Source organism: Paenibacillus sp. Cedars, assembly GCF_003184205.1.
In the GTDB taxonomy this organism is placed as follows: domain Bacteria; phylum Bacillota; class Bacilli; order Paenibacillales; family Paenibacillaceae; genus Paenibacillus_AQ; species Paenibacillus_AQ glucanolyticus.
Genome location: NZ_CP020866.1, coordinates 711,075 through 733,249, shown reverse-complemented (window position 1 = coordinate 733,249; position 22,175 = coordinate 711,075). Strand labels below are relative to the sequence as shown.

Here is a 22,175-nt window from a genome sequence, read left to right as displayed (position 1 = left end):
TCGTATATTACGCGTTCACAAAACGAAGCAGAGGGCTTATGAGAGCCGGCAGCACCGATACATGCCCTTCCCCCTCAATTTCGGTAAAAGCGGTCTCCAGCACGTCTTCTTGCCCCTTGAGAAACGCATACAGCTCTCTGGCGTCTTGAACCATGGACGGTTTCTCCTGAGCTCCGACATATATGTGCAGCTCTTTGCGCTGTCCAGTTTGCAGTATACGCGCTTTCCCTTCTTCCCATTGCTTGTACAGCATGTAGTTCTTCCACCATACGGAGGGACATGCCGCTATGTACCGCTGAAAGGCCTGCGGCCTGGTAAACAGTGTATGCAAGGTAAAATAACCCCCCAGCGAGTGCCCAAATAACGCCTGCTTCGCAAGGTTTACCGGATACTGCCGTTCTACTGCTGGCTTCAGCTGATCCTCGATGAACGCATGGAATGCCTCGACACCGCCTGTCTCCGGCCATTGAAATCCATTGGGACGGACCGGCAGCTCATCGGTATCGGCATATTCCGTAAAGTTATAGAAACGCTCATTACTCACGATAGGACTGTCGCTGTCAAAGCCGATGCCCACAATAAGAGCCGCAGGGATGCCGCGGGGCGTACGAGACTGAATGCGAATCGCCTCTGCAAGCGATCCGAAGGTAGCATTGGCATCCAGTGAATACAACACAGGATACCCGCCCTCGGGCGGAGGTCCCATCGGCTCGGCGATGAAGATACGGTATTCACGGCCCGTAAGGTCGGACTGCATAGACCAGGTCACCGTCCCGGGTATGTGAAACAAGCTGTCGTTAGGCTGGGCGCTTGGCCCCTCACCCTGAGCTTGCTTCGCCTTCAGCTCCTCCCCTTGGGCCTCCTTCATGAACAACCATTGCAGTGCATCGGGAAATCTTCTGGCCATAAAGATGGCGTCATGGGTTCCATCCGGATCTACCTTCAGCTGCAGTCGCTGCTTGCTCATCCCATTTTCACCCCAAAACCGATGGGCCTCAAGGTTATTAGGGAACATATTCTTCTGTGCATTTTTCTTATATACACCCTCTTGACGCCCCACAGACATAAATACCCTCAGGCTGGCTGGCAGGCTCCCCTGCTGCCTGATGAAATCCATAACCCCCTCATACCACAGCGAAGCCGACAGCATCCCGATTCTTCCAAAACTCTCGGGACGCCAATATCCCGCAAACATCGAGATCAGCCCGCCAAAGGAGCCGCCGATAATCGCCGTATGTCCAGGCTCAGGTAGTGTCCGGTATTGTCCGTCAATGTGGACTTTAATGACGTCAGCCACTTCGTCTACGTAGGCTCTGCCCTGCCCTCCGAAGGGGGGATTCCCATCCAGCAGAGAATCTGCCGGCCATGGCGTATACTCATCATTGCGGTTTACAGGTGATATTCCGACCAGAATAACTTCATCCAATTGCCCGGTTGAAAACAAATGCTCCACATAATTCAGGCAGTCCATGAACAAATCTCCATGATCCTGCACATAGGCAACAGGATAAAAGCGTTTCGAATCATCCTGATAAGAAGGAGGCAAATACAGTTTGAGTTCCCTGTTCTCAACCACCAGCTGCTGATAACGATTCATGTAATCCTCCCGAAAGCTTCTTTTATTTTCTCATGCGAATCAATAGATAGATGAAATAAGGCACTCCGATCACAGACACCACAATCCCTGCAGCCAATTCGGCCGGAGCAAATATCGTTCGGCCGATGAAATCGCCGATGACAACAATCGCCATCCCGGCTATGCCGCTGACAGGTATGATATGCCTGTGCCGCAGTCCCACCAGCTGTCTGGCCAGATGCGGAGCGATCAGACCGACAAATCCAATGCTGCCGGACACGGCAACACTCGCGCTGATCAAGCCGATGCTGCACAGCAGCAAAATATTTTTCTCACGTTCGACAGATACCCCTACACTCTTCACGCTTTCTTCACTAAGCTGGAACAAGTCGAGTACCTGTGAGCGGAACCATATAACAGGCGGCAAAATAATGAGCCAAGGCAGCATAGTGACCACGAACTTCCAATTGGCACTGTGAAGGCTGCCGGCCAGCCAAGCTACGGCCATCTCGTAATCCGACGGGTTCATTTTGAGAGAGAAGAACATCGTTATGGCCCCAAAACCGGAAGCAATCGCAATACCCACCAGGATAAGCCGCTGCGGGTCCAGCTTCCCGCCTTCTCTGGCAAACATGAATATGGCCGTTGTCGCTGCTAACCCGCCTGCAACGCCAAACATGGGCATCATCATAACCCCAAGCCAGCCTGACATCGTGATCTGCCCCTGCAGTAAGAACATGAACAGAACAACCGCCATGCCTGCGCCGGCATTGATGCCGAGAATGCCCGGGTCTGCAAGTCCATTACGCGTTACGCCCTGAATAACGGCCCCGGCCATGCCCAGCGCAAATCCTACGAGTGCACCAAGTACAATGCGCGGAAGACGGAATTCAAACACAACGAGATCGAAGTCCGAATTGGGATTCAACCGGAGCAGCGTCTGGAATACTTCCTTAATCGACATGTCAAAGGTTCCGTTCGTCAAACTGAAGTATATCGCCGTCAAGACAATAGCAATTCCTCCAGCAACCACAAGTGGGAATCGATAATATGTGTTACGCACGCTGCGCCCCTCCCCTCGTCTTGATCAGATACAGGAAGAAAGGAACCCCGATTAATGATGTAATGACACCGACCGGCGTTTCAAACGGGAAATTCACAAAGCGCGCAAGAATATCACATAACGCAAGAAACATGCCGCCTAATACTCCCGAGACGGGTACAATCCATCGATAATCGGAACCTGACAGGAACCGGGCTATATGAGGGATAATCAAGCCCACAAAGGCAACCTTGCCCGCCAGCGCCACCGACACGCCTGTCAGAATAACAACCGCCAGCATCGCGAGGGCTTTGATCAGCCATGTATTCACACCAAGCCCCTTGGCCGTCTCATCTCCAAGCGACAGGAGTGTGATCGATTTGGACAATACGATGGCAAGGCATAGACCAACGATAGCAAAAGGAATGCTCAGCTTGATCAGCTCAGGGTCCATTGCATGCAGCCGGGCATTGTACCAGAAGCTGATATTTTGCGAGATTTGAAAATAGGCGGCTATCGCCTCTGCAGTCCCGCTAAGAAACGTACCGATCACGGTACCGAGTATAGCCAGCCGAACCGGACTGAGCCCATTCGGTATGAGCCACGCCAATCCGAACACAACGGCAGCCCCGATGGCCGAACCGATCAATGAACTGACGATGTACATATTGGAGCTGGCATTCGGGATAAATACCATAAACAGCGTGACGGCAAACACAGAACCGTCAGACACCCCCATAATGGATGGTGAAGCCAGATAGTTCCGCGTCATGCCCTGCATTAAAGCTCCTGAAACCGCGAGGAAGGCACCGATGAGCATCGCGCCTACTACCCTTGGCATTCGGGAGCTCATAATAATCTGATGATCAACACTCTCCGAGTCAAAAGCAAAGATGGAATCCCAGACGGTATCCATCGTAATATTCTTGGCCCCATACAGGATGGAGGCCGCTATGAGTAATAAACAGACTGCCGGGGCCATCACAAGGATGACAGCCGGCAGTGATTTTTTGAACCCCATGAACAACACGCCTTATACGTTTATACTGGAACTTTTATTTACTTAGTCAGATTCTCGACTGCAGCTTTCAGGAACATAATTTTGCTGTATGCTGTTCCGCCTTGAGCAAGCGGATCGACCACATTGACAAATGCGGTGCCGTTCTTGAATGCGTTCAGGTTCTTCATGATTGGATCATTCTGCAGCTCTTCCAGTGCATTGGGTGTATCCTTGTTCTCATCTGGTGAGAACTGTACGAATACATAATCCGGATTCATCTCCGCAATTTTCTCTTTTGAGATCAATTCCTGTGCCTTGGCTGCCGCTACTTCTGCTGGTACTGCAATCCCCAAATCCTCATACAACACCGGGTTAAAGAATACGCCGGCTGGGTATATGTACATCTCGCCTGCACGAATACGAATCGCCAGAACCTTCTTGTCCTTCAGGCTATCTCCAAGGGTAGTTTTGACTTCTTCCAAATCTTCTTTATATTTGGCTATTTCCTGCTCAGCCTGCTCCTGCTTACCGCTTAACTCGCCAAGCAGTTTCAAGTTGCTTTCCCAGTTGGTTGACACATGGGAGTATGGAATCGTAGGCGCAATTTTGTTCAACTGTTCAATAACTTCAGGTTTGGCTTTGGACGATCCCAAAATGACATCAGGCTTCAGAGACAGAATCGATTCAAAATTCGGCTCCATTTTCTCACCGACCGACGTGGCTTCCTTCGTAATCGACTCAAACATCGGCGGGAATTTGCCTGAGAAGGTGATGGCTCCAACCGGATTTACATCCAGTACAATGGCGTCCTCCATCGCTTCAACCGCACCGGTGATGACAATACGATCCGTTTTTGCCGGAAGTGTGTATTCCTGATCGAGGTATTTCACAACCTTTGTATCTGACTCAGCGGTTTTCGCTTCTTCATTCGAAGTGCTCTCCTCCGCGGGTTTGCTCGTTTCTGCCGCACCGTTCGTGCTTGCTGCGTCCGTATCCTTAACTTCGTTGCCCTCTCCACAAGCGGATAACACCAAAGTGAATACCACCAACAGCCCTAAGACCCATTTCATTCTCTTCATCTCTCTCCATTTACCCCTTCCATGATCAATGATCACTCAATAATTGATAATGATTATCATTATTGATTATGGTATAGGATTTGCCCTTTTTTCACCATGGACAAATAACCGGATTCATCATGGACATTTTCCGGAAAACAACCGGAAGGCCTCCTCAGCCATATGCTCCATCGCGATGGGCGAGTACTCGCGCCAAGGATAAGAGGATAATTGATGGAATGATCCCTCTCTCACTGCTGGGAGCGTCATCCATTCCGGCGTAGCCTGCAATCTTCTCCAATGGGCCAGTGTCTCGGAATCCTGACGAATCAGAAGCAGAATATGCCCTGCGCAGCTCTCTTTGATCTGCTCCATCGTCAGCCCCCTGCCGTTCTCGAAATCCAAAGACAGCGCGGGCTGGAAATTAAAATCATCATATAATAATTCCTTCATGCCCGGATGACTGTAACTCATCAGCTCATCCTGATGCAGGCGTGCGGTCAAAAGGGTCCGCTGTCCCATCCTGCCAGGGGGGAGCTTCTCGCGGTAGGACGATATTTTCCGATGAAACCCTTCAATCCACTGCTCCGCCTCCGGCAGCTTGTCCAGCACTTCCGCCAACCCAAGCAGATTGCTCTGCCATCCCTCATGCTCTCCCGGCATCTCGTAGAGAGGGGCGATCAGCCGAAGCTGGTCCTTCTCCCATTCTTCTATTCCGTATGCACAAACAATAAGCTCCGGACGCGCCGAAGCAAGCTTCTCCAGATTCGCATATTTATTATGATTCTGACGGTACGCATCGAGATGCACCGGAATATCCGGACCGAGAACATTATAATAGTGTTGCGACCACTTGGGATGAAGCGGAGCTGCATATGGCGTGAAATCCAGCGGCATGACATAGCCCAATAGGGTAGTTGAACCATACAGGGCCATTTTGTTTTTCCTTGTCTTCATATACACCGAGGGAGAGATTCCAAATGCCTTCTTAAACTTGCGGCTAAAATAAAACTCATCCTTGTATCCCACCATATGCGCAACTTCCCGCAGCAAAGAATCCGAACCCAGCATCAGCTGCTTCGCCTTGTTTAAGCGCACATTCGCCAAATAGTCCATCGCGCTATGACCATACGTCTTCTTATACACCTCTACAAAATATTTAGGACTCAGCTCGGACAGGCCGGCTAGTTCTTCGATCGTTAAATCTTCATTATAATGTTCTTCAATATACTCCTTCACCCGCTCCAGCGCTTGTCTCTTGTCGTTCTTGGCGTATGGACCGCATCCAGCGACCATTGTATATAACAGCTCTTGAAAATCAATCTGTACCCTCCACTGTTTTAGGGGGTCCTTGCTGTGAAATTCCTTGTGCATCGTGCGGCAGACAAGATTCAAGCGGTCAGGGGAGCTGACAACGAATATGCCGTCATAGGGCATGAAAGCTGCGTCGTCCACCTCATGGAATCGACCACAGCCCAACTCGCCTTCATAAAAACCAAAATGAAGGATCGCAACCGCCGTCAACTCTTGTTCCTCCACACTTCGATGATCGTCGCTCATAATACCAAACGTGGATCCCGCCGCACAAAAATAAACACACCCCTTATTCATGCGGGTGATTTGTTCTGCCTGCTGCAAAGAGGCCTCCCCGCTAAGGGGGACGATCAGGGCCGACTGTACGGTCAGCTGTTGGTCAAGGGACAAGCTGTGTCCATGAACGATATCGATATTCCATAAACGGGCCATCAGCCCGCCGTATTCTTTCGGATCATTCTTATCACTGCTATTGCTCATCAGATTTAACATATATACTAGATCCCAACCTTAATTAATGAGAATGGTTATCATTATCATATAATTATCACACACCGTGTCAAATGTCCAGTGGGACCATCCTCTTTTCAGAATTGTCACAAGTATAGACCCAACATAAAAAAGCAGCCTTGCCTCCACAGGGAGTCATGACTGCTTCTTCAAATGGGATATATCTAATGAAGGTACATACAGGTGGGTCTTTAGAATGCGATATTTTCCTTCCCCTCCACGAGGAGCCTCTTCCTAGGCCCGCATATTCAGGGTTAATTCCGCCGAAGGCGCTGCCGGTTGCGAGCCCGGGCCTCGCCGCCCTTGCGGCCTGCCTCTTCGCGGCTCATCTTGGCATCTTCGGTATGGTTCTGATTTCTCGATTCTCCACCCATCTGGCCGATTTCTTGATAGAACTCGCGTCCATGTGAGCTTGAGGTTGACTCTCCGCCTTTGCGTCCGATATCCTTATAGAAGTCCTTGCCATGGGTATCCGAAGTAGCTTCTCCGCCCTTCTGACCGATCTCCTGATAAAACTCCTGATTATGCGAATTAGACGTAGATTCTCCGCCTTTCCTGCCGATTTCCTGGTAGAAATCTCTATCATGAGCACGAGAGGTTGCCTCCCCGCCCTTTCGTCCAATCTCTTGATAAAATTCTTTGTTATGGTTGTTCGCAGTAGCTTCTCCACCTAAACGTCCTGCTTCTTCACGGCTCATCTTTCCATTGTTGTTGTTCTTAGCCATTCTGAATCACTCCTTATAGGTTATTGGAAGTTGTTGCTCGTCCACGGTATCATATTAACCTTGTGAACGGCGATGAAACATAAATTTTGCATAAATGCGCAAGTTTGCATCAAGGTCATCCTGCACAAAGTATTGATATACACGAAAAAAAAGCCCCGCACAAAGTGCGGGACTTTTTATCAAAATCTGTATGCGGTAGAGAGGACTCGAACCTCCACGGGTATACACCCACTACCCCCTCAAGATAGCGTGTCTGCCATTCCACCACTACCGCATAATATAAGGGTACATCCATTCGTTACTAAATAAAAAATGGTGAGCCATGAAGGACTCGAACCTTCGACACCCTGATTAAAAGTCAGGTGCTCTACCAACTGAGCTAATGGCTCTCGATGACAATCTTGCAGCTGCCATATAAGAAAAATGGTGACCTGTAGGGAATAACCTCTCTTCGTTCGAGACTGCGATGCTTATCCTAACGAAGATCTTGCTCCGACGAATCGACGGGGTTCTCATCCCTGAGGTTATATAAGAAAGTGGTGACCCGTAGGGGATTCGAACCCCTGTTACCTCCGTGAAAGGGAGGTGTCTTAACCCCTTGACCAACGGGCCACTTTAACCACGTCGCCGTGACGACAAGATTGAGTATAGCATAAATTTAAAAATGCTGGCAAGCTTTTTTTTTCGTAAATTTTAATATTTATTTTCAGTGTTTTTTCGGCCCATAATCAGCCCAAGAAACCAGCCGCTAGCTGCGTTTCTGTGACGATATTTCCCACACCCTGCACATGGTATGCATGAGCGTCCACTCTCGAGCTTACGATCTTATGCAGCTGTTCATCTATAAAATGCAAAGCAGCCCCATCATCGGCAGCATATCCGGATTGCGCCTCACCATTAAGTACAAGATTATGGTACGACGGCCTTCTCTTACTCTCGCCATCATAGTGAGGGCAATGGCTTCCCCTCAGCATACCCAACCCCTCAAGCTTGTACAAGGGTGCGTTCAGCGGATCTGTAATCCCTTCTTCAAACCAGCATATGGAGCCAGCGCTTAACCCCGTTAATAAAACACCGAGACTGCGAAGTATGCCTAACGCTGCTTATGCTCCGACGAACCCTATCCAGGGTTCTCATCCCTTTGCAAAAAAAAGCCCCCAATCACTTTGTGATGGGAGCTTTCTTCGGTGTAACGCTAAACGGAGAGAGAGGGATTCGAACCCTCGCACCACTTACGCAGTCTAACCCCTTAGCAGAGGGTCCCCTTATAGCCACTTGGGTATCTCTCCATATGGCTCCCCGAACAGGACTCGAACCTGTGACAACTCGATTAACAGTCGAGTGCTCTACCAACTGAGCTATCAGGGAACATTAAATAGAATACTAATAATTTATCATGACTTCTTAGGGGAGTCAAGCGATAGAAGCGTAAGACGTCCGCTGCACTTTCCGCACCTGTACCGGGCCGGGTTCATCTTCCGTTTCCGCAAATACTCGGTCCCGCAGGCGCTGCAGCGCAGCATATAGCGGTAAGGTTCCGGCTGGCGGCCCGTTGCCCTGCCCTTCGGCAAAGATTTGCAGAATCGGCTTCCTCCAACGGCTTGCAGCAATTTTTTGAAATCGGCATCCCGATGCTGATACCCCCTCCCTGCAATATGCAAATGGTAATGGCACAGCTCATGCTTAATAATCTTCTCGACCTCTTCCCTGCCGTGCGTAGCAAGCTGATGCGGATTGATCTCGATATGATGGCTCTTCATAAAATACCGGCCGCCCGTTGAGGACAAACGCGGGTTAAAGGTCGCCTGATGCCTGAACGGAACCCGGAAGCTCTCCAGCGAAATTTTCTCAACCCAAGCCTGCAGTTCTTCATTGCTCATCTCGTTCATCATAACAATATCTGATCCTTCCTTTACCTTATAAATGCTACTTGAATTTTAACTTCTCTCTGGGCTACACTGTCAAGTAGAAAGTATGGAGGGAGAACCTGCAATCATGCCGAACATGCGTTACGTTATATTAAAGGGACACGAGGGGCTGCAGTTCGTCGAAATGCCTGGTGACCACGCTTACCAGCTCAGTGCTCTGAATTTACGCCTTAACAAGGAAATCGATAAACTCACCGCTCCAGGCAAACCTCAGCTGCCTCTTGCTGTAGCTGAATGCGACAATCTTGATCTGCTGCAGGAATCGCTGAGCATTCAAGGTGGTCTGGACTACATAAATGAGCTTGAGCAGGCTTTTGCTTCCCTTAACGAAACAGAGTATCCACTCATCTCGCTGCTAACCGAGATTCGGGCTCTTCAAGCCCAGCTTGAGCAGTGGTACGAGGAAGAGGCGTAATAATCGAGGTAGACCTGCACGCTTTGGGCTTTTTCCCCATATGCTATCCATACAGATGGAATTAGCAAGAGGAGGAGATACCCTTGCCGCAATGGCTCTGCAATCAATTAATACGTGCTTTCCGTAAAAAGGACAGACGTCAGATCAAGCTGCTGAACGAGTGCTGGTACTTTTACCGGAATTCACCGGGCGAAGAGAATTCGAATGCCCGATAGGGCGCTGCAACCGATCCATAAGTATGACAATAAGCCGGACTGCTGTCCGGCTTATTTTTGTGTGTATTTTATCATGATAGCTGAAGGGGAGCACGATCTACTGCAACTTACAGAAAGCTGCGCTTAGCCGGCCAGGAGCCTTGCAGCTTCCGCAGAAAAATAATTTGTCCCGTATGGTATGCATCATGCGTAATTAAGCTGGCTATCCGCTGTGGAGATTCGGTGATCTCTTCTTCCGGCATCTGCTCTATTTTTTGTCTTAGCACAGTATGAACTTCCTTCAGCTGCTCCTGAGCTGTTTCCCACGCCTGCTGGCTTGGATCGTGTATGAGAAAGGTCTCGTCATTGCCGATTCCTTCGTTACTAAGGGGTGTCCCTTCCAATCTTGCGAGCAGCCGCTGCTTATAATACAGCAAATGCTGCACGTTCTCCCAAATGGAATTCGCGGCCTCCCCCTCCGGTTTCCAAAGAGCCTGCTCAGCCGTCACATCCTTCAGCGCAGGAAGAATCGGCGGATACCAGTCCTCCTGCTCCATAACGTTATCCCAGTAAAGTAACAACAATTCTCGCATGTTCATATTCGATCGCCTCCATTTTAATATGTAACCACCTTAAATAAAATAGATCGTTACACATAAACTAACATACTGCCACCTCCATTACAAGTAACTAGCAACATAAATTTTTACTTGTTACAATAATGGAATGAGAAAGGATGAGTTTCATGTTGTGGGATGATTTTCTGAACAGTGAATGGCATGACTGGAGAGGTAGCGGCCGGTCAGAGGACAGACTTTATCGTGAGGATTGGCTCACCGATTTTATAGACGAATATCATCTTCAAATGACCCTGCCATTAAAAACGGATGAACTGGATCTGTTAAAACAGCTTCGCTCCTTCCTCCGAAAATGCGTGCAGCACATCGTTGCGGGAGAACCCCCTTCCCGCCAGCAATTGGAGGAATTGAACCGCTGGATGGCCGCAGGGCCAGTCGTGCGCCAGCTTGGGATGCAGGGGGACCAGAAATTCGTGCTGACCTACACCCCTGTAACTCCGGATCTTCAGACGTTTTCCGCGGAGATAGCGGGTTCTTTTGCGCAAACCTTGGAACAAGGCGAGCTGGCTCGATTCCGCATCTGCACCAACCCGGATTGTCTGTGGGTGTATTACGACGATACGCGCAACCGCTCCAAGCGATACTGTGATGACAAGGCCTGTGGCAACCTCATGAAAGTGAGACGGTTTCGGGCGAAGAAAAAGCAGCAAGCCGATATCGAGAACTAAGCTAGGGTTAGGGCGCTCAGTAGATCGTTTCTTATATTTAAATGGGTTGGAGGTAAAAATCATGATTATAAAGAGGGTTACTGAAGCAGAATTAGCTTGGGTTAACCGGCAGTATGAACAAATCGGATTTATGCCAAGCAAGCTACAGAATGAAATCATTGCCATCGTTATGTCTCAAGGCCACTATGCCGGTGTTGGCAGACTGGTTATGTTGAATGCGCATGAGGCTGAGATGGGCGGCATTTATATACTGGATGCATTTCGAGGACAATTCCTTGCACAAGAGCTCGTTTCATACCTGGTAGAAGAATCGAAAAGACAGAACCTCAAGACGGTGTATTGCATTCCGTTTGAAGAGTTGCAGCATTTCTATGAGAAATTCGGCTTTCATGCATTCGATGCCCCTGCCTCCAATGCCAATCCCCGGATTTTAGAAAAATATCACTGGTGCCTCAAAACATACGATAAAAACGTCCTGCTTCTAAAGCTGACCCATGACGGGTAAGCTCTGGGTAATAAAAAGCAGCGGTATGCCGCTGTCTGAGCTTCACAAGCAGTAGAACGAATAAGAGCCGTAACTCCCAATGGGAGATACGGCTCTTTCATCATTTTATACGCCATTGCGTAAGGTTCGTTCGATCCGGGGATTGCTTGGATTGCTGTCGGCCAGGTGTTGAACTAATATGGGATCCTGTTACTGGTCCTTTGGCTTACGCATCGTCAAACCGACGCGGCCTTTCTTCAAATCCACGTTCAGCACCCATACTGTAACGTTATCTCCGACGGAGACAACATCCATCGGATGTTTCACAAATCCATCACTCAGCTGGGAAATATGCACTAGACCGTCGCTCTTGATGCCGATATCAACAAAAGCACCAAAGTCGATAACATTGCGCACCGTTCCCTGAAGCTCCATTCCCGGCAGAAGATCTTCGATCTTCAGTACGTCCTGACGGAAGATTGGCAGCGGCAGTTCCTCACGCGGATCGCGTCCCGGACGCTGCAAGCTGTCCAGAATATCACGCAGCGTTGGCACGCCAACCTCCAGCTTCACCGCGAGGTTCTCCGGCTGCTGCGCATCCAGCAGCTCAGCCAGCTCCTTGCTTCCGAGCTTGTCCAGCCCTACCTGAAGCTCCTGGAACAAACGGTCAACGACCGCATATGATTCCGGGTGAATCGGCGTACGGTCCAGAACGTTCTCCCCTTCCGAAATCCGCATAAAGCCCACGCACTGCTCAAACGTCTTGGCGCCTAGCCGCGGAACCTTTTGCAGCTGCTTGCGGCTTACAAACTTCCCGTTCTCCTCCCGATATTTCACGATATTCTTGGCAATGGTTGCGTTGATCCCTGCCACGTACGAAAGCAGGGATGGCGATGCGGTATTCACGTCAACTCCGACATGGTTAACCGCAGACTCCACGACAGCTTTCAGGCTTTCCTCCAGATGCTTCTGGGTTACATCATGCTGATATTGACCCACGCCGATCGATTTCGGATCGATCTTCACCAGCTCGGCAAGCGGATCTTGTACCCTGCGCGCAATTGAAGCCGCGCTGCGCTCGGCTACATCCAGATCCGGGAATTCTTCCTGTGCCAGCTTGGAGGCAGAGTACACACTTGCTCCGGCTTCATTAACGATGAGGTAAGCAAGCTCAGGGTCAGCGATTTCCGCAATAATCTCTTCTGCTACAAATTGCTCCGTCTCACGGGACGCCGTCCCGTTGCCAATGACAATGAGCTTGATCCCGTATTTCGCAATCAGCTGTTTGAATTTCGCAGCAGCCTCCTGCCTCTTGTTCGCTGGCGGCGTCGGGTACGTTACCGCTACTTCAAGCAGCTTGCCCGTGTCATCAACCACAGCAAGCTTGCAGCCGGTGCGATAGGCCGGATCGACACCCAATACACAGCGTCCCTTCACCGGTGGCTGCAGCAGCAAGCTGCGCAGGTTCCCTGCAAAAATAGAGATCGCCTGATTCTCCCCTTTTTCCGTAAGCTCGCCCCGAACCTCCCGTTCAATGGATGGTGCGATGAGTCGCTTGTACGAATCCTCGATCACCGCGGTAAGAATATCCGATACGGATGACGGGCCCTTAAGCACCTGTTTGCCGATGTACCCATGAATGGATTCGGAAGGAACCTCAAGCCCCACCTTCAGAATGTTCTCGCGCTCCCCGCGGTTAATGGCCAAAATCCGGTGTGGTGGCATTTTCTTCGCCAGTTCCCGGTAGTTGTAATAGTTCTCATACACGGATTCTGCCTCGGTATCCTTCGCCTCTGAAGTCAATATGCCATGGTCCATACTGAATCTGCGCACCCAGGAACGAACGGTTGCATCGTCGGCTATATTTTCAGCCAAAATATCCATCGCGCCTTGCACTGCCTCTTCGGCCGAAGCCACACCCTTCTCTTCATCAACATACTTGACGGCCTCAAGCATCACATCGGCTTGCTTCGGCTGCGACCAAATCCACTCGGACAGCGGCTCGAGCCCCTTTTCCTTCGCGACGCTTGCCCGTGTCTTGCGCTTCTGCTTATACGGACGGTATAAATCTTCTACTTCCTGAAGCTTGACAGCAGCCGTGATCGACTTCCTCAGCTCTTCCGTCAGCTTGCCCTGCTCCTCTATGATGCGGATGACTTCCCGCTTACGGACTTCCAAATTGCGCAAATAGTTTGTCCGCTCTTCAATGTCACGTAATTGATTCTCATCCAGCTCGCCTGTCATTTCCTTACGATAACGTGCAATAAACGGTATGGTATTGCCCTCATCCAGAAGCTCAACGGTCGTACGCACCTGTTTCTCGGACAATTGAAGCTCTTTCGCCATTTGCTTGACGATCCGTTTTAATTCTTCCTTGCGAATCTGTTCTTCATTTACTTCCACAACAGCTTCTAATTCAGACAATGATATCCCTCTTTCTTCAATGAAACTATATTACCTATTATCCCAAACTTAAGCGCTCATTTCCACCTCATAGCTTACATCATAAGGGTTTAAGCTGTTTTTAATGTCGATTTCATCTCATTTTAAGATTCGCTTTATATTCTTAATAGTAAGAAAATGCTGCTGCCGGATATCCACACCTTCATGATGATCAGGGGGTCACCTTAGATGAATGACAAACAAGCCATTGCCTGGTCCGTTGCCTGCCTCCTGTTTATTGCAGTCGCGGTCACCACGGCCTACATTCTCATCCCAACTAACACCTAAATACGAATCTTCAATAAGAAGCGTGCTCCCAGCTTCTCATGCGCATCGCAGGCAGATGGCAGTGCGGCCATCTACGTAAAAACCCTCAAGGAGTTCGTCCTTGAGGGTTTTTATGGCCATCGTTCTATGTGGAACATGCAACGCTTGGATTGAATTAAAAATCAATCAAGCCCAGACTTATTTGCAGGGAATCATCCACCTTGCTCATCATTTCATCATCAAGATGGGTGATTTTGTCAGTTAGCCGCTGCTTATCAATCGTCCGGATCTGCTCTAGCAAAATGACGGAATCCCGATCAAATCCATGCGACGCCGCGTCGATTTCGACGTGAGTCGGCAGCTTGGCTTTTTGAATCTGTGCCGTAATGGCTGCAACAATCACAGTCGGACTAAACCGGTTGCCGATATCGTTCTGGATCACAAGAACCGGCCTTACGCCGCCCTGCTCCGAACCGACAACGGGTGATAAATCCGCAAAAAATACGTCGCCCCGTTTAACGATCACTGTCTACACCCCGCTTACTAAGCGGTCTAGAGTGTTGTCTGCATCTTCCTCCGCGTGAAACGCCTCAGAAGCCATGGTCAGGTTAATTTTGGCCATTTCCATATAACCTCGCTGCATGGATTCACGAATGTAACGTTTCTTCCGTTCATTCAGGTACAACTTCATGGCCTGCCTAATAAGCTCACTGCGGTTGGAATTTTCCAGCTGAGCGATCCCGTCCACTTCCTGCAAAAGATGATCCGGCAAACTGATCATGATTCGTTTGGTGTTCTGCATATTGGCCACCTTCTATCACACCCCCACAACCTTCTCGCCCTGTGCACCAGTATTACATTATTCAAGGAAATTTATACAAAAGAATATATATGCCGAAGGTATATCAAGTATGCTGCATATCATTATAAACTACAATCGACACTTTCGTACAGACTTTAGCGACATATTCCTATTTCGAGGGTGTCTGTACGTATTCCTTCTTTCCTGAATAAATTACTTGGGACACGAAAGGCCTTTAAAGGTGATTCCAGAGTGCATTTACCGTCTTAACGGGTATATCGTCGCGTATATACTGACGTGGTACCCGGTGGGCAATCATGCAGACGACCTCGTAGTGGATCGTTCCCAGCTTGGCTGCCAGCTCATCTGCCGTGATGCATTCGCCAGATTGCTGGCCGATGAGTACAACCTCTTCACCAGCTTTAATTTGTTCCGCCTCCTCGGCGAAAGGTTTGAGCGATACCATACATTGGTCCATACAGATATTTCCGATTACAGGGGCGCGGCGGCCGCGTATCAGCACTTCCGCTTTACCGCTCAGCATACGTGAGAAACCGTCGGCGTAACCGATAGGAAGGGTTCCAATTCTCTCTTCCTGCTCTGTTACATATTTCGACCCGTAACTGATGCCGGAATGCGGAGGCAGATTTTTGACGTAGACAAGCTTGGTCTTTAACGTCATGACAGGGCGGAGGCTCACTGCCTTCCGATTCACCTCATCCGAAGGATACAATCCATACAGGCTAATGCCAATACGAACCATATTATAAGATAATTCGGGTGTATCGATGGCAGCAGCGCTGTTACCCGTATGTATGATCGGGATATGGTAGCCCTTATCCCGAAGAGCGTCCGCTACGCCCTGAAAACGGCGGTACTGTTCCAATGTATAGTCTTTGTTGTGTTCATCCGCTCTTGCAAAATGGGTAAACATTCCTTCGACAACAACCTGCGGCAGTGAACATGCTTCTTCTATAAAAGTAAGAGCATCTTCACCAGGAAGCAGGCCCAAACGACCCATTCCGCTGTCAATCTTGATGTGTACCTTAAGTGGCTTCTCCGGCTTGACCGGCAGTGCCTTTATCGCTTTGAGCACTTCCGAACTGAACAGGGTTATGGTTACATCATACTCATAAGCGGTCTCTACCGCCTCCGGTGGTGTATAACCGAGCACCAGGATCGGAATAGAAATGCCTCCTTGCCGAAGCTCGAGCGCCTCATCAAGGAAAGCTACGCTTAAGTAAGCCGCTCCCAGTTGCTGAAGTTCGCGTCCCACTTCTACAGCTCCGTGACCATACGCGTTAGCCTTCACACACGCAAGCAACTCCATGTGCTTGGGCAGCGCCTCACGAAAAGCGTTATAGTTAGCGCGCAGATGGTCCAGGTTGATTTCCGCCAGGGTAGGTCGATATATCGCTTGCAATTCCAGTCACCTTCTTACCATTTTGAAAAAAGCATTAGGTTTACATTAGATTAATGGTAATGTTCCCGCGAGCAACTGTCAATTGAGCCAAACTGCTTATTTCTGAAGCTCGCGGTACCCTTGTAGTGACGAAACTTGGTGAAACATCGGAATATCTGCAAGAAATGCAGGCAGAACCCCTGACGGATTGCCTTTATTTGGAAAATAGGCGAATGGCCCCATTGTCGGAATTTTGCCCTCCTTCAATGCTTGGTATCCGCCTACTTTGTATTATTTACCCGATTCTCCCTGCATGGAAGCAGCGACTTTCACCATTTCACTCACAGGAAGATTTGCGCTGGTGATTCGGTATTCGACTCCTTCTGTATTCCAGGTCAGCGTTCTTTGCTGATCGCCAGTGAGCAGCCCTACCGTTGTGAAGTCGATGTAAATCGCTTCGCCCGGTACGAGGGAAACCGCACGATCCACCGGTCTGGATTCCATAATCGTGTATTGGTACACGCCGTCATACTTCAGGATGACCGCATGATCCTTGCTCTCTGCAACCTCCATGGTGTCCTTATTGGTAACCCCGGCAGGAAGATACTCCGGATAAATAATGCCGAACGATCCCATGTCGCCGCCGGAGGCCGTTGGCGTCAAACCATCTGTTCCCTGGGCCCCATCGCCATCTGCTCCGGAAGCCACCGGCACTCCATTCTCGTCCACTTCCGCAAGCGTTCCCTTCGCATCACTCATTGCGCTCAGATTCTTGTTGGTATCAAACGATTCCTTCGTCAGATTGGTGTCAAATGTAAAGGTATTGAATTTAACCTCAACCACGACATTAGCTTCCGAATCCGATACTTGTACCTGTTTCGGAGTGTAATTGTCCTTGGCGAGCCATATCTTCTGACGAATCAGGGAATGGCTGTGGTAGTTCGCCGCCACATCGAACACGTAGCTATCCTTATCCTCGGCAAACTGACGGGTATTGTCGCTCAGAATGCTGCCCAGCAGCGTCTGATACAGATATACCTGTCCCTGATTATCCGGCCAGTCGCTCTTGAAGCGGAAGCTCTTGTTCAGGCTTGGCGTCAGGACGAACACACCATCATCATTACGAAGCACGATTTGCGTAATATCCTTTTGCCCATTCGTTAAGCTGATCCGGTAGTAAGATGGTGACTGATACCATACCTCCACCTGGTACTCCTGCGGCGCCGAACCGGTATGTATGGTCATAACGCCCGCTCCCTGGTAAGCACCCTTGGCACTTTCCAGCTTATCAGCCACCTTGCCCAGATCCTTCACAACGCTGTCCGCATTTTTCTTCCCGCATCCCGCCAGTATTGTTGTTAAGCATAATACTACCGCGAGCAGCACCCATGAAATCCGGCGCATGTCATCATCCCCTTCAACACTTGTTTTGACTTGATTGATACATGTCTATGAGGGACTTGGTCACATTATGCAGACTAGCCTGACAAGCACCGTTACGGCAGGCCTCGCAAGGGGTTCATTGGCTGGGACAAGAAAAAAAGCCCTGGCGGATTCAGCGGATCGTTGATTCCATAAGGGCATATTTTCTTAAAACATCTTGATTGCTCTCATAAGTCATCCAGAGCATCCCCTCTTAAGGAGCTGAGTGAAGAGCAACAGACTTATCAGGGACAGCATTCGTATAGGGCGCGAACCATTCCTCATCCACATGGTCTGGAGATGGAAGGCCTCGTGTCATCGGATCAAAAATCCAGAATATACCTACAGCGAGGACAGCAGCCCCACACCCGGCGATCACAGTTGAACCAGCAAACACAACACCCAGGGTTCCTCCGATCAAACTTCCCAGCGGCATCGCAATCCCGCTGATTCCGCTGGCTGCCGCCAATACGGTTCCCAGTCTCTTCTCGGGAATTGCCTTCTGGATGACCGAAATAATGATGACGTTCGTAACGCCTCCAGGAAACCAGGCCAAGCCGTACACCAAAACGACAAGCCAGGTCCATGGGGTAAATACGCTTAATCCCCAGGCAGCTCCGGACAAACAGAATGCACCGGCAAACAGATAGCCGAGCGGTAAGCGCTCAAGCTTCATATAAGGCGTCAATATGGCACCCAGGAGGCTTCCGCAAGCCGAAGCCATAAGCAGCATTCCATAGATGCTGGCCCCACCAAGACTGTCAGCAAATGCTGGCATGACCGTAAATGTTGCCCCGCCTGCTGCATTAATGACGATAATCCCGATTTGGATCCGTGCAAGAGGCGTTGCCAGCATGTAGCGAAGCCCTTCCTTCATGTCACTCCAATAACTTCCCATCGTGTTCCGAATACTTTTAGATTTTGATGAACTCGCCTCTGATATATTATTATCGTTGTTATCAGAAGTTTTTGTGGATTTCTTGATCTTCAATTGCGCGAACAACAGCGCACCGATGAAAAATCCGGCCGAATTCCATAAGTAGAGTGAAACTGCACCTAAAACCACAATCAGTACGCCGGAGATGGCGTTACATGCAACATCGATGCCCTGATTTGCAATCGAGAACAACGAATTGCCCTGTGTCAGCTGTCTTTTCTCAAGAATACGGGGCAGCGCCGTCATTTGCGCCGGATAGACCCACATATTCAGTGTCGATAAAATCGGGGTGATGGTCAGGACCAGACCAACCGTCAAGAAGTCAAAATAGAACGCAAGCGGTATGATCAATAACATTACGGCCTGAACCAGCTGGGTGTTTACCAGCAGTCCACGTAAGGGAACACGATCAATCATCGGACCGGACAGAATCTGAATGATTCGCGGCAGGATGGACAGGAAGCCGGCAATTCCGGTATACAAGGTTGAACCGCCGAGGTCATAGACCAGCCACATCGCTGCAACCGCATATAAACTGTCACCAATATTCGTTAAAATCCGGCCGATAAACAGCAGCACAAAATTTCGGTTCTTGAAAATTTCCATTCAGCTTCTCTCCATTTCGAAGTTTAATAGTTAAGCCTGGTAGAGGCCGTGTTGGCCTCTATTTATCTTCGAGCTCCGTTGAAATCACATTGATTCCGATTGCAAATTCCTGACTGTCGCTTGATTTCGTCGCGATGGTTTTGTTCACCCATTTCTCGAGCAGTTCCTTGAATTCCGTAGTCATCTCTTGATATTGATCGCCGTTCAGCTGCAGCCTCAGGCTTATCCTGGTTCGGGTCGCCGCCGCATAATCGTCGGCAAGGACGGGGTCCATCATTTGCGTTCCCTTGGTGTTAAACCACTTGGCTTTGGATTTATAATATTTCTCTACAATGCCGCCGACAGTCCGGGTCTCCACCAAATCTATTAATCCGCCGTCGTATAACTTCTGAATATGATAGTGAATGCTCCCTGGCGATTCTCCCAATTCGTCCGCTACTTGCTTGGCGGTTTTGGCCGTATCCAGCATGGTTCCGAGAATCTTCACGCGTTGTGCACTGCCGAGCAGCTTGGCTTGTTCCACCGATATCTCAATGCTCTGATTATGATCTTGATCCATGTTTGCCAGCACTCCATTCTAACTGAATTGTTCATTCCAATTCTATAATTTGATTTGTTATTTCCGTTCATTCCACTTTAATTTATCATTCTAATTTTCTAGATCGGTATGTCACAATAATAAACCACCTATTACCATTTGTAAATAGGCGGTTTATTTTTTTATGTTTTTTTCTAAAGAGGTTTGACCATGTGGTAATAAACGTGCCCGTTAATCATAATTTCCTTATCCGTGCTGTACCCTCTTCTTTCATATAAAGAATGAGCGCGATGATTGTCCGTCACAACAGCGAGCGCGATTTTATCATACTGAAGTTCCTTCGCCTTTTTCTCCGCATGGCTGATAAGTGCCGAACCTATTCCCTTTCCGCCAAACTGCGGGGAAACGGATAAGGTATCGATATAATACTCATCCTCATCGGATTCTTTATCCAGGGCGATGGCCTTGTCATTCTTCAGCTTCCGCAAACGCTCCAGGATCGGACGATCCAGTTCCGCCACCTTATCGCCCCCGTATGCCACGATAATGCCCGCTACTTCGCCGTCTACCTCTTTTACGGCAGCCTGCCGGTGACTGAGCCTGCCTTCATCCGCACGAAAATATTGCTCCAGCACTTCAATCGCCTTCTCTTCGCTTTCTTCCCCTGTCAATTGGTGCGCTACATCGTGCAGCGCATCATACAATAGCCTTACCGCTGCAGGAGCATCTTGTTGTCTTGCTGATCTGATTGTCATGTCAGTTAAGCCTCCGATTACATTCAATAATTCAAACATCCCAGTCCTCAACCTCATAAAATAAATCCATCTCGGATGAAGCTGTAAAGGATCGACGGTTTAATCCGCTGGTTCCGATCTTCTCATGCAGTCCAAAACCTCTGGATACCTTGAAAGCAAAAGTTAAACCATGAGGTATCATTGCACTTCCTCTATACAAACCCTCTCCGCAGTATGGAAGCTCAAATCCGGCATAAATGGATGGATAGGGCGGTGTGGATAATGGCACTTTCACCTGGACGGTGACCTTCACAAACTCGGGCATCTCATCCACGACCCTCATTTCTTTATCCGCGGTCAAACCCCCATATTGAAGAAACATACGGGTGCTGCCAAGAGCTCTGGGTATGATGCTTCCGTCAGGCCATACACGAAGCACATCCGGATCCTCGACATGGAATGTCCCGTTCATGAGCGTTTGAACAAATCCACTGGTATATGTAATAACCGGATTCAGCTGTTTGAGAGGTCCGTTTATGCCCACAACGCTATCCCCATGGAGTTGAATAGAAGCTGGTTCTCCGATATGGCCAAAAAAATATAACAACGGCGCTTGAGCTCTGCCTGCCCAGTCTCTCTGACTGTGGCCTGCGCCCGGATCGAGGAACAGCATAAGATCCTCTCCCGGTACAAAGCCGTCATGAATGAGTCGCTCTGCTTCCACTCGGGCGTATTTTTCCATGAAGATCCCTTCTGCTCCGCCCATATCCAGCCATATTCGCAGGTTCGGATGCGTACCGTATCTTTGGTAAAATGGATATTCCTGCAGTTGGCCCTCAGTGTCAAACTCAGTCTTCACGAAAAAGGGTGACATCACGGCGATGCTTCCAAAAATCTCCGGACGGCGAAATCCTATGTTATAGGTGACAATGCCGCCTGCCGAGGAACCCATCATAGCCGTGTATTCCGGCCCTTGCAGCGTTCGAAAGGTTGCATTCATGTAGGGCATCACTTCTTCAATGATAAAGGCTTCATATTGTTCACCCGCAAACGGGGGGTCGGTCACCTCATGCATCCTTGGATTGTCATGGAAGTATTCGTTCAGTCTTTGATGGGGAACCGTTGCGATACCAACGATAATAATCTCCTCCATCCGTCCTTCGGAAACAAGTCGATCTGCTGTCTCATGCATCTCCCAGGACTCCCCGGTCACGTCTGCAGAAAAAACATGCTGCCCATCATGCATATAGAGTACAGCATAACGCTTCTCCGTATTCACATGATAGCTGGGCGGAAGATATACATACAAACTTCGGGTATTACCAAGGTTAACCGATGGAAAATCCGCGATTTCCACCATTCTTGAGGACATACTGACCATTCTAACCCCTCCTGCCTATTTTTGCACCACAAGGACCACTAAATGCTGCTTACACTGGAAAAAAACGTTACCTGAACAACAAAAAAGGCACA

The 22,175-nt window shown here is 49.3% G+C and carries 23 protein-coding genes and 5 tRNA genes; 4 read left to right on the top strand and 24 right to left on the bottom strand.

The window, feature by feature from the left end:
• Positions 1–7: 7 nt before the first annotated feature.
• From B9D94_RS05100 to B9D94_RS05040, 13 genes are all read right to left on the bottom strand, one after another.
• Positions 8–1,597: an alpha/beta hydrolase gene (locus tag B9D94_RS05100; RefSeq protein WP_148246558.1), complete on the bottom strand. Its 1,590-nt coding sequence runs from the start codon at positions 1,595–1,597 to the stop codon at positions 8–10.
• 22 nt (positions 1,598–1,619) lie between these two features.
• Entirely contained in the window at positions 1,620–2,639 is a 1,020-nt protein-coding gene (locus B9D94_RS05095) for a FecCD family ABC transporter permease (protein ID WP_006212374.1), read from the bottom strand.
• Complete coding sequence (locus tag B9D94_RS05090; RefSeq protein WP_036642584.1) at positions 2,632–3,639, bottom strand: FecCD family ABC transporter permease; 1,008 nt, start codon at positions 3,637–3,639, stop codon at positions 2,632–2,634. The genes B9D94_RS05095 and B9D94_RS05090 overlap by 8 nt, the downstream gene beginning before the upstream one ends.
• Before the next feature lie 38 nt (positions 3,640–3,677).
• Positions 3,678–4,697 (bottom strand): ABC transporter substrate-binding protein, encoded by a 1,020-nt coding sequence (locus B9D94_RS05085; RefSeq protein WP_148246557.1) that lies wholly within the window; start codon positions 4,695–4,697, stop codon positions 3,678–3,680.
• A 117-nt stretch (positions 4,698–4,814) separates the two neighbouring features.
• Positions 4,815–6,482, bottom strand: coding sequence for an AraC family transcriptional regulator (locus B9D94_RS05080; protein ID WP_148246556.1), 1,668 nt, complete (start codon positions 6,480–6,482; stop codon positions 4,815–4,817).
• 272 nt (positions 6,483–6,754) lie between these two features.
• On the bottom strand, positions 6,755–7,225 hold the full coding sequence (locus B9D94_RS05075) for a KGG domain-containing protein (protein WP_148246555.1): 471 nt from the start codon (positions 7,223–7,225) through the stop codon (positions 6,755–6,757).
• A gap of 191 nt (positions 7,226–7,416) precedes the next feature.
• A tRNA-Leu gene (locus B9D94_RS05070) sits at positions 7,417–7,499 on the bottom strand.
• 39 nt (positions 7,500–7,538) lie between these two features.
• Positions 7,539–7,614: transfer RNA gene (locus tag B9D94_RS05065), tRNA-Lys, on the bottom strand.
• A gap of 148 nt (positions 7,615–7,762) precedes the next feature.
• Positions 7,763–7,837 (bottom strand) — tRNA-Glu (locus B9D94_RS05060).
• Positions 7,838–7,953: 116 nt separating this feature from the next.
• The gene (locus B9D94_RS05055; RefSeq protein WP_367613822.1) at positions 7,954–8,247 is read right to left on the bottom strand and encodes a Type 1 glutamine amidotransferase-like domain-containing protein; all 294 of its coding nucleotides are present in this window, start codon (positions 8,245–8,247) and stop codon (positions 7,954–7,956) included.
• A 178-nt stretch (positions 8,248–8,425) separates the two neighbouring features.
• A tRNA-Ser gene (locus B9D94_RS05050) sits at positions 8,426–8,514 on the bottom strand.
• A gap of 3 nt (positions 8,515–8,517) precedes the next feature.
• Positions 8,518–8,593 (bottom strand) — tRNA-Asn (locus B9D94_RS05045).
• A 26-nt stretch (positions 8,594–8,619) separates the two neighbouring features.
• Complete coding sequence (locus B9D94_RS05040; protein ID WP_148246553.1) at positions 8,620–9,117, bottom strand: SprT family protein; 498 nt, start codon at positions 9,115–9,117, stop codon at positions 8,620–8,622.
• 103 nt (positions 9,118–9,220) lie between these two features.
• On the opposite strand from B9D94_RS05040, the gene B9D94_RS05035 reads away from it, so the two are divergent.
• Positions 9,221–9,568: a hypothetical protein gene (locus B9D94_RS05035; RefSeq protein WP_006212381.1), complete on the top strand. Its 348-nt coding sequence runs from the start codon at positions 9,221–9,223 to the stop codon at positions 9,566–9,568.
• Between the two features lie 83 nt (positions 9,569–9,651).
• Positions 9,652–9,783, top strand: a complete 132-nt coding sequence (gene cmpA, locus B9D94_RS05030) for a cortex morphogenetic protein CmpA (protein ID WP_006212382.1) — start codon at positions 9,652–9,654, stop codon at positions 9,781–9,783.
• A gap of 107 nt (positions 9,784–9,890) precedes the next feature.
• Here cmpA and B9D94_RS05025 read toward each other — a convergent pair whose 3' ends face one another.
• Entirely contained in the window at positions 9,891–10,361 is a 471-nt protein-coding gene (locus B9D94_RS05025; protein ID WP_148246552.1) for a DinB family protein, read from the bottom strand.
• A 146-nt stretch (positions 10,362–10,507) separates the two neighbouring features.
• Here B9D94_RS05025 and B9D94_RS05020 point away from each other — a divergent pair, with 146 nt between their 5' ends.
• Positions 10,508–11,068 carry a CGNR zinc finger domain-containing protein gene (locus B9D94_RS05020; RefSeq protein ID WP_040681006.1) on the top strand — a complete coding sequence of 187 codons (561 nt, stop codon included), beginning with the start codon at positions 10,508–10,510 and terminating at the stop codon, positions 11,066–11,068.
• A 61-nt stretch (positions 11,069–11,129) separates the two neighbouring features.
• The gene (locus B9D94_RS05015; protein WP_148246551.1) at positions 11,130–11,573 is read left to right on the top strand and encodes a GNAT family N-acetyltransferase; all 444 of its coding nucleotides are present in this window, start codon (positions 11,130–11,132) and stop codon (positions 11,571–11,573) included.
• Positions 11,574–11,762: 189 nt separating this feature from the next.
• On the opposite strand, the gene B9D94_RS05010 is transcribed toward B9D94_RS05015, so the two are convergent.
• The 10 genes from B9D94_RS05010 to B9D94_RS04970 form a co-directional block, all read right to left on the bottom strand.
• Positions 11,763–13,898: a Tex family protein gene (locus B9D94_RS05010; protein ID WP_197477180.1), complete on the bottom strand. Its 2,136-nt coding sequence runs from the start codon at positions 13,896–13,898 to the stop codon at positions 11,763–11,765.
• 538 nt (positions 13,899–14,436) lie between these two features.
• Positions 14,437–14,787, bottom strand: coding sequence for a type II toxin-antitoxin system PemK/MazF family toxin (locus tag B9D94_RS05005; RefSeq protein WP_006212388.1), 351 nt, complete (start codon positions 14,785–14,787; stop codon positions 14,437–14,439).
• A gap of 3 nt (positions 14,788–14,790) precedes the next feature.
• On the bottom strand, positions 14,791–15,072 hold the full coding sequence (locus B9D94_RS05000; RefSeq protein WP_028406492.1) for a CopG family ribbon-helix-helix protein: 282 nt from the start codon (positions 15,070–15,072) through the stop codon (positions 14,791–14,793).
• A gap of 226 nt (positions 15,073–15,298) precedes the next feature.
• A complete protein-coding gene (gene alr / locus B9D94_RS04995; RefSeq protein WP_148246550.1) occupies positions 15,299–16,486 on the bottom strand; it encodes an alanine racemase in 1,188 nt (395 codons plus the stop codon).
• 96 nt (positions 16,487–16,582) lie between these two features.
• The gene (locus B9D94_RS30880) at positions 16,583–16,732 is read right to left on the bottom strand and encodes a hypothetical protein (RefSeq protein ID WP_160164035.1); all 150 of its coding nucleotides are present in this window, start codon (positions 16,730–16,732) and stop codon (positions 16,583–16,585) included.
• 24 nt (positions 16,733–16,756) lie between these two features.
• Entirely contained in the window at positions 16,757–17,869 is a 1,113-nt protein-coding gene (locus B9D94_RS04990; RefSeq protein WP_148246549.1) for a LolA family protein, read from the bottom strand.
• A 232-nt stretch (positions 17,870–18,101) separates the two neighbouring features.
• Positions 18,102–19,430, bottom strand: a complete 1,329-nt coding sequence (locus B9D94_RS04985; protein ID WP_148246548.1) for an MFS transporter — start codon at positions 19,428–19,430, stop codon at positions 18,102–18,104.
• Between the two features lie 58 nt (positions 19,431–19,488).
• Positions 19,489–19,989, bottom strand: coding sequence for a winged helix-turn-helix domain-containing protein (locus B9D94_RS04980; protein WP_006212393.1), 501 nt, complete (start codon positions 19,987–19,989; stop codon positions 19,489–19,491).
• Between the two features lie 173 nt (positions 19,990–20,162).
• Positions 20,163–20,723 carry a GNAT family N-acetyltransferase gene (locus tag B9D94_RS04975; RefSeq protein WP_063480548.1) on the bottom strand — a complete coding sequence of 187 codons (561 nt, stop codon included), beginning with the start codon at positions 20,721–20,723 and terminating at the stop codon, positions 20,163–20,165.
• Between the two features lie 31 nt (positions 20,724–20,754).
• Positions 20,755–22,083: an alpha/beta hydrolase gene (locus B9D94_RS04970; protein WP_148246547.1), complete on the bottom strand. Its 1,329-nt coding sequence runs from the start codon at positions 22,081–22,083 to the stop codon at positions 20,755–20,757.
• Between the last annotated feature and the right edge of the window lie 92 nt (positions 22,084–22,175).